This is a genomic window from Streptomyces griseochromogenes (assembly GCF_001542625.1).
GTDB lineage: Bacteria > Actinomycetota > Actinomycetes > Streptomycetales > Streptomycetaceae > Streptomyces > Streptomyces griseochromogenes.
Map to the genome: position 1 here is coordinate 8,911,651 of NZ_CP016279.1, position 11,115 is coordinate 8,922,765.

Annotated in this window: 12 protein-coding genes; 7 read left to right on the forward strand and 5 right to left on the reverse strand. The window is 71.4% G+C overall.

Features of this window, described 5'->3' with window-relative positions:
- Window positions 1-24 precede the first annotated feature (24 nt).
- The 4 genes from AVL59_RS38745 to AVL59_RS38760 all read left to right on the forward strand — a co-directional run bounded on the left by AVL59_RS38745 (window position 25) and on the right by AVL59_RS38760 (window position 4,408).
- On the forward strand, window positions 25-1,137 hold the full coding sequence (locus AVL59_RS38745) for an energy-coupling factor transporter transmembrane component T (protein WP_067313953.1): 1,113 nt from the start codon (window positions 25-27) through the stop codon (window positions 1,135-1,137).
- On the forward strand, window positions 1,134-2,834 hold the full coding sequence (locus AVL59_RS38750; RefSeq protein WP_067313955.1) for an ABC transporter ATP-binding protein: 1,701 nt from the start codon (window positions 1,134-1,136) through the stop codon (window positions 2,832-2,834). The genes AVL59_RS38745 and AVL59_RS38750 overlap by 4 nt, the downstream gene beginning before the upstream one ends.
- Complete coding sequence (locus tag AVL59_RS38755; RefSeq protein WP_067313957.1) at window positions 2,831-3,658, forward strand: ECF transporter S component; 828 nt, start codon at window positions 2,831-2,833, stop codon at window positions 3,656-3,658. Before AVL59_RS38750 ends, AVL59_RS38755 begins: the two co-directional genes overlap by 4 nt.
- Before the next feature lie 336 nt (window positions 3,659-3,994).
- Window positions 3,995-4,408, forward strand: coding sequence for an aggregation-promoting factor C-terminal-like domain-containing protein (locus AVL59_RS38760; RefSeq protein ID WP_067318261.1), 414 nt, complete (start codon window positions 3,995-3,997; stop codon window positions 4,406-4,408).
- On the opposite strand, the gene AVL59_RS38765 is transcribed toward AVL59_RS38760, so the two are convergent.
- Entirely contained in the window at window positions 4,405-5,667 is a 1,263-nt protein-coding gene (locus AVL59_RS38765; RefSeq protein ID WP_067313959.1) for an alpha/beta hydrolase family protein, read from the reverse strand. The genes AVL59_RS38760 and AVL59_RS38765 overlap by 4 nt on opposite strands.
- Window positions 5,668-5,782: 115 nt before the next feature.
- On the opposite strand from AVL59_RS38765, the gene AVL59_RS38770 reads away from it, so the two are divergent.
- On the forward strand, window positions 5,783-6,460 hold the full coding sequence (locus AVL59_RS38770) for a YoaK family protein (protein WP_067313961.1): 678 nt from the start codon (window positions 5,783-5,785) through the stop codon (window positions 6,458-6,460).
- Window positions 6,461-6,568: 108 nt separating this feature from the next.
- Here AVL59_RS38770 and AVL59_RS38775 read toward each other — a convergent pair whose 3' ends face one another.
- Entirely contained in the window at window positions 6,569-7,804 is a 1,236-nt protein-coding gene (locus tag AVL59_RS38775) for a cytochrome P450 (protein ID WP_067313962.1), read from the reverse strand.
- 230 nt (window positions 7,805-8,034) lie between these two features.
- Here AVL59_RS38775 and AVL59_RS38780 point away from each other — a divergent pair, with 230 nt between their 5' ends.
- Entirely contained in the window at window positions 8,035-9,204 is a 1,170-nt protein-coding gene (locus AVL59_RS38780; protein ID WP_067313964.1) for a steroid 3-ketoacyl-CoA thiolase, read from the forward strand.
- On the opposite strand, the gene AVL59_RS49905 is transcribed toward AVL59_RS38780, so the two are convergent.
- Window positions 9,188-9,313 (reverse strand): DUF397 domain-containing protein, encoded by a 126-nt coding sequence (locus AVL59_RS49905; RefSeq protein ID WP_079147491.1) that lies wholly within the window; start codon window positions 9,311-9,313, stop codon window positions 9,188-9,190. The two genes, AVL59_RS38780 and AVL59_RS49905, sit on opposite strands and share 17 nt — an antisense overlap.
- 135 nt (window positions 9,314-9,448) lie before the next feature.
- Here AVL59_RS49905 and AVL59_RS38785 point away from each other — a divergent pair, with 135 nt between their 5' ends.
- A complete protein-coding gene (locus AVL59_RS38785; protein ID WP_079147204.1) occupies window positions 9,449-10,027 on the forward strand; it encodes a DUF4352 domain-containing protein in 579 nt (192 codons plus the stop codon).
- A 130-nt stretch (window positions 10,028-10,157) separates the two neighbouring features.
- On the opposite strand, the gene AVL59_RS38790 is transcribed toward AVL59_RS38785, so the two are convergent.
- The gene (locus AVL59_RS38790; RefSeq protein WP_067313966.1) at window positions 10,158-10,739 is read right to left on the reverse strand and encodes an HD domain-containing protein; all 582 of its coding nucleotides are present in this window, start codon (window positions 10,737-10,739) and stop codon (window positions 10,158-10,160) included.
- A gap of 12 nt (window positions 10,740-10,751) precedes the next feature.
- Window positions 10,752-11,114 carry a hypothetical protein gene (locus AVL59_RS38795; RefSeq protein ID WP_237281791.1) on the reverse strand — a complete coding sequence of 121 codons (363 nt, stop codon included), beginning with the start codon at window positions 11,112-11,114 and terminating at the stop codon, window positions 10,752-10,754.
- Window position 11,115 lies beyond the last annotated feature (1 nt).

Genomic DNA, 11,115 nt, shown 5'->3' on the forward strand with positions numbered 1-11,115 from the left:
GCACCCCGCCGGCGCGGGCGAGCGATGCCGACCCCCGGCCGGCGCCAACGCCGCGAGCCGCTCCACCCCGGTGCCTGGTGGCTCTGGTCCCTCGGCCTCGGCACAGCGGCCACCCGGACCACCAACCCCCTCCTCCTCACCCTCCTCATAGCCGCCGCCGGCTACGTCGTGGCCACCCACCGCTCCGCCGCCCCCTGGTCCCGCTCCTACACCGCCTTCGCCAGACTCGCCGCCGCCGTCCTCCTCATCCGCCTCGCCTTCACGGTCGTCCTCGGCTCCCCCATCCCCGGCACCCACACCCTGTTCACCCTCCCCGAAGTCCCCCTCCCCCACTGGGCACAGGGCATCCGCCTGGGCGGCGAGGTCACCGCGGAAGCGCTCCTCTTCTCCGGGTACAACGGCCTGCGGCTGGCCGCCCTGCTCATCTGCGTCGGCGCCGCGAACGCCCTCGCCAGCCCGGCCCGACTCCTGAAGTCCCTGCCCGGCGCCCTGTACGAGGCGGGCGTGGCCGTCGTCGTCGCGCTCACCTTCGCGCCCCATCTCATCGCCGACGTCCAGCGGTTGCGCGCCGCCCGCCGGCTGCGCGGCCGCCCGGACCGGGGGGTGCGGGGCCTGCTGCAGGTGGGACTGCCGGTGCTGGAGGGCGCGCTGGAGCGTTCGGTCGCCCTCGCCGCCGCGATGGACGCACGGGGGTACGGCCGGACCGCCGAGGTCCCCGCCTCCGTGCGCCGTACGACGAGCGCGCTCACGCTGGGCGGTCTGCTCGGCGTGTGCGCGGGGACGTACGGGCTGCTCACCGCGGAGGGCGGCACCTACGGGCTGCCGGTGCTGTGCGCCGGGGTAGCCGCCGCGCTCGCGGGCCTGCGCCTGGGCGGCCGCCGCGCCTCGCGCACCCGGTACCGCCCGGAGCCCTGGGGCGTGCGCGCCTGGCTCGTCGCGGGCTCGGGCGCCGCCGTCGCCGCGCTGCTCACGCTCGCCTCCGTGCGCGATCCGGGCGCGCTGAACCCGGGAGTGGTCCCCCTGGTGGCCCCTTCCCTGCCCCTCTGGCCGGCCGCGGCCGTGCTGCTCGCGCTGCTGCCCTCCTTCGTCGTACCCAAAGACCCCAAGGCCCCCCGAGACCCCAAGGAGCCGTCGTGATCCGCTTCGAGGAGGTCGGCGTCACCTATGAGGGCGCGGCCGAACCGGCCGTCCAGGGCGTGGACTTCGAGGTCCCCGAGGGCGAACTCGTGCTGCTCGTGGGCCCGTCCGGGGTCGGCAAGTCGACCGTGCTGGGCGCGGTCAGCGGGCTGGTCCCGCACTTCACCGGCGGCACCTTGCGCGGCCGGGTCACGGTGGCCGGCCGGGACACCCGTACCCACAAGCCGCGCGAACTCGCCGACGTGGTCGGCACGGTGGGCCAGGACCCGCTCGCGCACTTCGTGACGGACACGGTGGAGGACGAACTCGCCTACGGCATGGAGTCGTTGGGGCTCGCCCCGGAGGTGATGCGGCGCCGGGTGGAGGAGACCCTGGACCTGTTGGGCCTCGCCGACCTGAGGGACCGCCCCATCGCCACGCTCTCCGGCGGGCAGCGGCAGCGGGTCGCGATCGGTTCGGTCCTCACCCCGCACCCTCGGGTGCTGGTGCTGGACGAGCCGACCTCGGCGCTCGACCCGGCCGCGGCGGAGGAGGTCCTGGCCGTGCTGCAGCGCCTGGTCCACGACCTCGGCACGACGGTGCTGCTGGCCGAGCACCGCCTGGAACGCGTGATCCAGTACGCCGACCGGGTCGTCCTGCTGCCCGCTCCCGGCGCCGCTCCGCTGTTCGGCGACCCGGCCGAGGTGATGGCCGTCTCGCCGGTGTACCCACCGGTGGTGGACCTGGGCCGCCTGGCGGGCTGGTCCCCACTGCCCCTGACCGTCCGCGACGCCCGCCGCCGCGCAACCGAACTACGCGAACGCCTGGCCGACGCGGCTGCGGGCAATCGTGGCCGGCGCGGGCAAGCGACCCCACCCGCGCCCAGCACCAGCACCCCGATACCTTCACCCCGGCGCCGCCTGTTCCGGCGTTCCGCACCCTCCGCCCCCACCCCCACCGCACCCCCGCACATCGCCGAGATCCACGCCCTGGCCGTCCGCCGAAGCCGGATCACCGCCCTCCGCCACGTCGACCTGACCGTGACCCCCGGCGAGACCATCGCACTGATGGGCCGCAACGGCGCCGGAAAGTCCACACTGCTCGGGTCGCTGGTCGGGCTGGTGGAGCCGACCGCCGGCACGGTCCGCGTCGGCGGCGCCGTCCCGCACCGCACCCCGCCCCGGGACCTCGTGCGCCGGGTCGGTCTCGTCCCGCAGGAGCCGCGCGACCTGCTGTACGCGGACACGGTGGCCGCCGAGTGCGCGGCCGCCGACCGGGACGCGGGAGCCGAGCCCGGCACCTGCCGGGCCCTGGTGTCCGAGCTGCTGCCGGGCATCACGGACGACACACACCCGCGTGACCTCTCCGAGGGCCAGCGTCTGACGCTCGCCCTGGCGGTCGTCCTGACCGCCCGCCCGCCGCTGCTCCTGCTCGACGAGCCGACCCGCGGCCTGGACTACGCGGCCAAGGCCCGTCTGGTCACGGTGCTGCGCGCGCTGGCCGCCGAGGGCCATGCGATCGTGCTGGCCACGCATGACGTGGAGCTGGCCGCCGAGATCGCGCACCGGGTGGTGCTGCTCGCCGACGGCGAGGTGATCGCCGACGGTCCGACGGCCGAGATCGTGGTCTCCTCGCCGTCCTTCGCCCCGCAGGTCACCAAGATCCTGGCCCCGCAGCAGTGGCTGACGGTGAGCGCGGTCCGGGAGGCCCTGGCATGACCGCCGCGCAGGCCCGGGTCCGGGCCATCCGCCTCGGTCCCCGTTCCATTGCCGCGCTGGTGCTGGTCAGCGCGGTGGGTGTGGTCGCCTTCTGCTGGCCCTTCCTCGCCCCGCCCGCCTCCGAGATCAGCGCGCACGCCGAGGACGCGCCGTGGCTGTTCGCGGCCCTGCTGGTGCTGCTGGTCGCGGTCGTGGCGGCGACGATCTCCGAGTCCGGTCTGGGCCCGAAGGCCGTCGCCATGCTGGGCGTGCTGGCCGCGACCGGGGCGGCCCTGCGCCCGATCGGCGCGGGCACGGCCGGGATCGAGCCGATGTTCTTCCTGCTGGTGCTCAGCGGACGGGTGCTCGGCCCCGGCTTCGGCTTCGTCCTCGGCTCGGTGACGATGTTCGCGTCCGCGCTGCTCACGGGCGGGGTCGGCCCCTGGATGCCGTTCCAGATGCTGGCGATGGGCTGGTTCACGATGGGCGCCGGGCTGCTCCCTGGCCAGGCCCGGCTGCGCGGCCGGGGCGAGCTTCTGCTGCTCGCCGTCTACGGCTTTCTCGCGGCCTTCGCCTACGGCACGGTCATGAACCTGGCCGGCTGGCCCTTCATGGGCGCCCTGACCTCGAACATCGCCTTCGACCCGCACGCGACGGTCCCCGCGAACCTGGGCCGCTTCGCCACCTACTGCCTGGCCACCTCCATGGGCTGGGACCTGGGCCGGGCGGTCTGCACGGTCGTGCTGACCCTGGCCCTCGGCCCGGCGCTGCTCCGCGCGCTCCGCCGGGCCACCCGGCGCGCCGCTTTCGAGACCGCGGTCACATTCGACGCACCCGCTGCGTGAGGGGCCGTAAGCGTGTCGTGAGGGAAGCGGTGAAGCACCCCACATGACCCAGCTCACCTACGATCCGGGATCGTTGCACTGAATGCCCGATATGCCCCTTCATGCACCCCGCCTGACCTGCACATTGAGACGCACGCCACACAAACGGCCTTTGCGGCTGATCCGGTCACAACTAGTAAAAGGGGTCATTGCGGACCCGCCCCGAGCCTGGTTCTGTTGAGGACGTCGCCAGGCGCCACGAGCCCGAACGGGTCGCGGCGCCGACGTATGGGGCCACGCATCGAGCGCGGCCCGGACATACGGGCGATCCCCTGTCCCCGACGCAAGAGGTACTCCGTGTCCGTCTCTTTCATCCGCCGCATCGCTTCCCCGAAGAAGGCCCTCACCGCCGTCGCCGTGGCCGCCGCCACCGCCGGTATGGCAATGGCCGCGGCGCCCGCCCAGGCCGCCACGACCCAGGCCTCCTCCGCTCAGGCGGTCGCGCACAAGATGATTCCGGACGCCGCGCAGTTCAACGCGTTCAGCAAGATCGTCGAGCATGAGAGCGGCTGGAACGCCAGCGCCACCAACAGCTCCTCCGGCGCCTACGGCCTGGTCCAGGCCCTGCCCGGCTCGAAGATGGCCACGGCCGGCTCCGACTGGAAGACCAACCCGGCCACCCAGATCAAGTGGGGTCTGGACTACATGAACTCCCGCTACGGCAGCCCGGTGAAGGCCTGGAGCTTCTGGCAGGCCAACGGCTGGTACTAAGCCGCTTCGCCGCCGAACCACCGAGCGATCTTCGGCAGGGCCGCGATGTACGACCCCACGTGGTCGACGTCCCCCTGATCGAGCACGCGCACCCTCGCACCCTGACGGGCGAGGGTGCGCGCGCATGTCCGGGCATTGCCGATCGGCACGTCCGTGTCCTTGTCGCCCGCGTACAGCCGCACCGGCACATCCGGCTTCCAGTCGCAGGTGTGGTCGCCCTGGCGCAGCGCCTGAAGGAAGGCGCCCGTCGGGTGGGTGAGCTTCCGGTAGAAATCGTCCGTCAGCAGCTTCCGCACAGTGGGCGCGAGCTGCCTGCTGATGTCCTCCTCCTCGTGCAGCCCGTCGAAGAGGCCCTCGACACGGTCCGCGTAGGGCGCCCGGAACACCTCCGCCGGGTCTTTGTAGATGGGGTGCAGCCGGTTCTGCGCGGTGAGGAAGTACGAGATGTACAGCACACCGCTGGTGTCGTTGACCCGGCCGTCGGTGAGTGCGGGCACCTCCGTGCCCTCCAGGTCGTACGGTCCGGCCACCGGTGCCAGCGCCTTCAGCCGGAAGCCGGGCGCGTCACCCTCCTGCACCGCCCGCCCCAGGGCCATGGCGACCTGCCCGCCCTGTGAGAAGCCGGTCGCGTAGAGGTTCCCGTCGAGCGTCCGGCCGAGCCGGTGCGCCGCCGACCGGGCCGCGCGCAGCATGTCGACGGAGGCGGTCACGGACGACCGCGTGTCCATGTAGGGGTGCCTGCCCGGCCCCTGCCCCAGCCCCAGATAGTCGGGCGCGGCGACGGCGTGTCCGGCCGAGGCGAAGAGATACGACTGCGCCCGCGCGTCCTCCGAGACCGAGGGTGCGTAGGCGCGGGTGGCCATGGTCCCGTGGCTGTCGGAGACGAGGCCGAGGGTGCGGCCGCCGCCGGCGGGCAGGGTGAGCAGGCCGGTCGCGGTGGTGGGCCGCCCCTGCGGGTCCACCGTCCGGTACGTCACCCGGTAGGCCCGGACGCCGTAGCGCAGCGAGCCGGTGCCCACGCCCAGCTTCTCCAGTCCCCGGGCGACCTCGGCGCGGCTGTGCCGGGCGACCGGAACGACGGACACCACCTCTCCCCTGTGCCCGCCCCGCTGTCCGCCCCCGGCGACGGCGGCCGGTGCCGCGGCGACGGCGGCGACGGCGGCGAGCAGTGCGACGGCCGCCACGACACCCGCCTTCCGGATACGCCGACCGGGCTGCATGTCCTCGGGTGTGCGCGTGATTTCACCTGATGTGCGCATGTCTTCTGCCATGTCCCGAACGCTACGGACGCAGGATGCGCCGGGACATCCGAGAGTCCCCCGTCCCCGCGGTGGACCTGGCACCACCCTGTCCGTCCGGCCGACCGGAGGAACGATGACGACACCGACGGCGGACCCGGAGGCACGCGGAGTGCGGCTGGTGGTCGTGCTCCTGGCGCTGACGGTGGTCAGCGGACTGATCGACGCGGTGAGCTATCTGGGCCTCGGCCGGGTCTTCACGGCCAACATGACCGGCAACGTGGTGATCCTCGGCTTCGCCGCCGCCGGCGCCCCCGGCTTCTCGGTCCCGCACACGGCGACCTCACTGGGCTGCTTCCTGCTGGGCGCGGTGGCCGGCGGCCGCGTGGCGACCCGCTTCGGCGACGGATCCCACCGCGACTGGACCCGGCTGACCCTGGTGGCGGAGGCGCTCCTCGTCGGCGTCGCGGCCGCGGTCGCCTTCGTCTGGCCGGAGACGAACGGCACCCGGTACGCCCTCATCGCCCTCACCGCCATCGCGCTGGGCCTGCGCAACGCGACGGTCCGCAAGCTGCGCATCGCCGACCTGACCACCACGGTCCTGACGATGACCCTGACGGCCCTCGCCTCCGAATCCCGTCTCGGCGACGGGACAGGCCACCGCTCCCCGCGCCGCACGGCAGCGGTGATCTCCATGTTCACGGGCGCCGTCCTCGGCGCCTGGCTGGTCCTCCACCACGGCCTGGCCCTCCCCCTGCTGCTCGCCGCGGCGGCGTCGGGGGTACTGGCGATGGTGGCCTCGGGGCGGGAGTGAGGGGCGGGGACCTCGGGGGAGGCAGGAACCGGGCATAGGGACAGGGGTGTTCCTGCCTCCCTCGGGGTGGGCCGGCGGTGCCGGGCATCGTCGGCCCCCGATCGTGGGTCAGGCCGTGGTGACCTGGAGTTCCTTGACGCCGTTGATCCAGGCCGAGCGCAGCCGACGCGGGTCGCCGACCAGACGCAGGGACGGCATGGCGTCGGCGATCGCGTTGAAGATCAGGTCGATCTCCAGGATCGCGAGGGACTTGCCCAGGCAGTAGTGCGGTCCCCCGCCGCCGAAGCCCAGGTGGGGGTTGGGGTCGCGGGTGATGTCGAAGGCGTCGGGGGACGCGAAGACCTCGGGGTCGTGGTTGGCGGAGGCGTAGAAGAGGCCAACGCGGTCGCCCTTCCTGATCCGCGCGCCGCCCAGTTCCGTGTCCTGGGTGGCCGTGCGCTGGAAGGCGTTGACCGGGGTCGCCCAGCGCACGATCTCCTCGGCGGTCGTCTGTGGCCGCTCCCGTTTGAACAGCTCCCACTGCTCGGGGTGGGTGAGGAACGCGTGCATCCCGTGCGTGATGGCATTGCGCGTCGTCTCGTTCCCGGCCACCGCCAGCATCAGCACGAAGAAGCCGAACTCGTCGGAGTTCAGGTTGCCTTCGTCCTCGGCCGCCACCAGGGTCGTCACGATGTCACGGGCCGGGCACCGCTTCCGCTCGGCGGCCATGTTCATGGCGTAGGCGATGATCTCGGCGGCCGACTGCGCGCCGACCTCCTCGGTGATCGCGTACTCGGGATCGTCGTAGGCGATCATCCTGTTGGACCAGTCGAAGATCTTGGACCGGTCCTCCTGCGGTACGCCGATCAGCTCGGCGATGGCCTGCAGGGGCAGTTCGCAGGCGACCTCGGTGACGAAGTCGAAGGGGCCCGAGCGGGCGCGGGCGGCGGTGACGATCGCCTCCGCGCGGGCCCGGAGCCGCTCCTCCAGGGCGCGTATCGACCGTGGCGTGAAGCCCCGCTGCACGATCTGGCGCACCCGCGTGTGTTCCGGCGGATCCATGTTCAGCAGGATGAACCGCTGGGCGTCGATCGCGTCCCGCTGGACGTGCTCGTTGAAGCGGATGATCGCGGTGTTGAGGTACGAGGAGAAGAGTTCCGGGTGTGTGGAGGCGTACTTGACGTCCGCGTGCCGGGTCAGGGCCCAGTAGCCGTCGTCGGCGAAGCCCGCGAGCCCGTGCGGCTGCGCGATCCAGCGGACCGGCTCGGCGCGGCGCAGCTCGGCGAACTCCGGGAGGGGCACACGGTGGTGCAGCAGGTCGGGGTCGGTGAAGTCGAACCCGTCGGGCAGCGCGGGGCAGTGCATCGGCGACTCCCAGCCATCTGACGGTCTATCAGCAAGTCCCGTGAACGTAGTAACGGGTTCTAAAACTGGCAAGAGGTACGGCACCGCCGATCCGTGCGGAGTTTGTACAGATCACGGGTTCGGCACCTGCAAGACCCTTGCGGTGATGGACATCACGTCAGCAGACTGCACTAAGAACTAGAACGCGTACCAGTTCTGGAGGAGAGCCCTCTCGGAGAGGACCCGCACCCATGGCCGCCGAACCCGTGATCGTCGAAGCCGTACGCACCCCCATCGGCAAGCGCGGCGGCGCGCTCGCCAATCTGCACCCCGCCTACCTGCTGGGCGAGACCTACCGTGAACTCCTCGGCCGCACAGGCATCCCCGCCGACGCGGTAGAGCAGATCGTCGGCGGCACGGTGACCCACGCCGGCGAGCAGTCCATGAACCCGGCGCGCACGGCCTGGCTGACCATGGGTCTGCCCTACGAGACGGCCGCCACGACCGTCGACTGCCAGTGCGGCTCCTCGCAGCAGGCTTCGCACATGGTGGCCAACATGGTCGCGGCCGGTGTCATCGACGTGGGCATAAGCTGCGGGGTCGAGGCGATGTCGCGGGTGCCGCTGGGGTCCGGTTCGAAGCACGGGCCCGGCAAGCCGTTCCCCGACGAGTGGAACGTCGACCTTCCCAATCAGTTCGAGGCGGCCGAGCGGATCGCCCGGCACCGGGGCCTGACGAGGGAGAACGTGGACTCGCTGGGACTGATCTCGCAGGAGCGGGCGGCCCACGCGTGGGCGGAGGAACGATTCAAGCGGGAGACCTTCGCCGTACAGGTCCCGACCACGGAGGAGGAGCAGCACGCCGGGCAGGGCATGTGGCGCCTTGTCGACAAGGACGAGGGGCTGCGGGACACGTCGATGGAGGCACTGGCGAGGCTGAAGCCGGTGATGCCGACGGCGGTTCACACGGCGGGCAACTCGTCGCAGATCTCGGACGGCGCTGCGGCCATCATGTGGGCCTCGAAACGGATGGCTCGCGCCCTGAAGCTGAAGCCTCGGGCACGTATCGTCGCCCAGGCGCTGGTGGGCGCCGACCCGCACTTCCATCTCGACGGACCGATCGACGCGACCAAGGCGGTGCTGGGCAAGGCCGGAATGTCCCTGAAGGACATCGACCTGGTCGAGATCAACGAGGCTTTCGCTTCGGTGGTGTTGAGCTGGGCCCGGGTCTTCGAACAGGACCTGGACAAGGTCAACGTGAACGGCGGTGCGATTGCCCTGGGGCATCCGGTGGGAGCGACAGGCGCCCGCCTGATCACCACCGCTCTGCACGAACTGGAGCGCGCGGACAAGGAGTTCGCGTTGATCACCATGTGCGCGGGCGGCGGGCTGGCTACCGGGACGATCATCCAGCGGCTGTAGACGCCCAGTTCACGAAGGTGGTGAAGGTGGCGGGGTCGATGGTGAGGATCGGTCCCGCCGGGGTCTTGGAGTCGCGGATGGCGAGGGTACGGAGTGAAGTCTTCGTAATGGCGGCACGGTTGACGGTTGGAGTCCGCTGCCGCCGCCGATCACTCCACTCACATCACGACCCGAGCACAGCGCCCACACACCGCCCTCACGACGTGCATGATGCCCCTTCAGTACCAGTTCGTCAGGGGGAACCATGCACACCCGGACAGCCGCGCTCACCGGCGCCCTGCTCGTCGTCGCCACTGCCACCGCATGCAGCGGCGGCAGCGCCAAGCCATCGCCCACCGTCACCGTCACGAAGACCGTGACCGCCGCCCCGGGCACCGAGGATGCGAAGACCAGCAGCGGCGTCCTGAAGATGGGCATGAAGAAGTCCGTCAACGACGACGCGAACGACGTGCACATCACCGTCCGGGCCGTCGAGTACCAGCAGCCGTACAAAGGCCCGCAGCCACAGAAGCCAGAGGACTTCCAGGGCGGCGACATCTGGGCCACAGCCAGCGTCAAGGTGTGCAACATCAGGGGCGCCAGCATCAGCGTCAGCCCCACGCCGTGGTCCCTGGCGTATCCGGATGGTACGAGCATCGAGTCGACCGGCCTGTCCGGCGGCGATATGCCGAAGCCGGAGTTCCCCATGGACAAACCCGTCAAGGCCGGCCGATGCGCAGCCGGGATGATCGCCTACCCGGTACCGAGTGGCAAGAAGCCCGAGCGCATCGTGTACGCGCCCGACGGCGCTGACCCGATCGAGTGGGCGGTTATCCAGCCCTGAGGGCCGACGCACGCCTGCGAGCCCCTGGCCGGCCTGGACGGCATCCGGAAGAGCTTGGACGACACGCCCACCCGTGATCGCGGCCCCGCCTCTCCTTCGAGAGAACGGCGCCGCTCGCATGGTGACTGGGTCAGCTCTTCTCATGCATGACCGCGTGCAGCCAGTCGAGGGGCTCTTGGGCCAGCAGCTCATCAGCCAGCCTGCGCCCGGACTCGGTGACGATTCGGGCCCGGCTGTTGTCGATCCATCGCTGAGCCGAGCTGTACCCCTGCGCCTTGTACTCAAGGCCCTGCAACATGCACTGCAGCTTGTCCGCGTCGCGCGCGCAGATGGCCTCGGGCGTCTCCTTGGCCTCGTACTCGGCAACGACGGCGCGCACGGCGGTGCGTAGCACCTCGGGCATCCCGGCCGTCTGGTCTTCGGTCACGGCTTCGGGGTCGCCGGGGGCGGCGTACTTCTTCCCCAGATGGTTCACGTCGCCGGTGCGGGTCTCCTGCGAGTCATGCCATACCGCCAAGTGCGCGGCCCGTGCGGCATCGGCACCCTCAAGGGTTGCGATGACCGAGGCGATGACCGACGTACGCCACGCATGCTCGGCGACGCTCTCGGGATCCCGCACGCCTGCCATCCACCAGCCCGTCCTGCGTGCCGACTTCAGCGTGCCCGCCTCCCACAGGAAGTGGGCCACGTCCGCCAGGTCCTGGTCACCCACTGGTGTCCCCTTTCACGCCTCAGCGAGGTGGATTGCGTACCGGATGCCCTCCAGCTCCCGCCGAGCCTGCGGCGACAACTGGGCATCATCCAACATCACCGGCAGCCGTTCGCGTAGAGCCCGCCCGGCCGCGGACGATGCACGCAGCAGGCTCGGACGCGCGGCGAGCAGCGTCCATAAGGTGTGCACGTTGAGGTCGAAGAAGCCATGCCGGGGGGGTAAGCCCTTCGACGAGATGGCCCAGCAGACGGTCACCGTGCCAGAGCCCAGGGGTGGGTTCGGCAGTACCGGCCGCCGGGACATCCTTTCCCGGGCATCGCTCGCGGCGGGTGTGGCGGGCTGGCTGGTGACCGGGCCGATGTTCTGGCTTGCCATG

Excerpts from the sequence above, each read along its gene's own strand:
- AVL59_RS38745 (WP_067313953.1), top strand. The coding sequence starts at position 25 with ATGCCGACCCCCGGCCGGCGCCAACGCCGCGAGCCGCTCCACCCCGGT.
- AVL59_RS38755 (WP_067313957.1), top strand. The coding sequence starts at position 2,831 with ATGACCGCCGCGCAGGCCCGGGTCCGGGCCATCCGCCTCGGTCCCCGT.
- AVL59_RS38765 (WP_067313959.1), bottom strand. The coding sequence starts at position 5,667 with ATGCGCACATCAGGTGAAATCACGCGCACACCCGAGGACATGCAGCCC.
- AVL59_RS38770 (WP_067313961.1), top strand. The coding sequence starts at position 5,783 with ATGACGACACCGACGGCGGACCCGGAGGCACGCGGAGTGCGGCTGGTG.
- AVL59_RS38775 (WP_067313962.1), bottom strand. The coding sequence starts at position 7,804 with ATGCACTGCCCCGCGCTGCCCGACGGGTTCGACTTCACCGACCCCGAC.
- AVL59_RS38780 (WP_067313964.1), top strand. The coding sequence starts at position 8,035 with ATGGCCGCCGAACCCGTGATCGTCGAAGCCGTACGCACCCCCATCGGC.
- AVL59_RS38785 (WP_079147204.1), top strand. The coding sequence starts at position 9,449 with ATGCACACCCGGACAGCCGCGCTCACCGGCGCCCTGCTCGTCGTCGCC.
- AVL59_RS38795 (WP_237281791.1), bottom strand. The coding sequence starts at position 11,114 with ATGGCAAGCCAGAACATCGGCCCGGTCACCAGCCAGCCCGCCACACCC.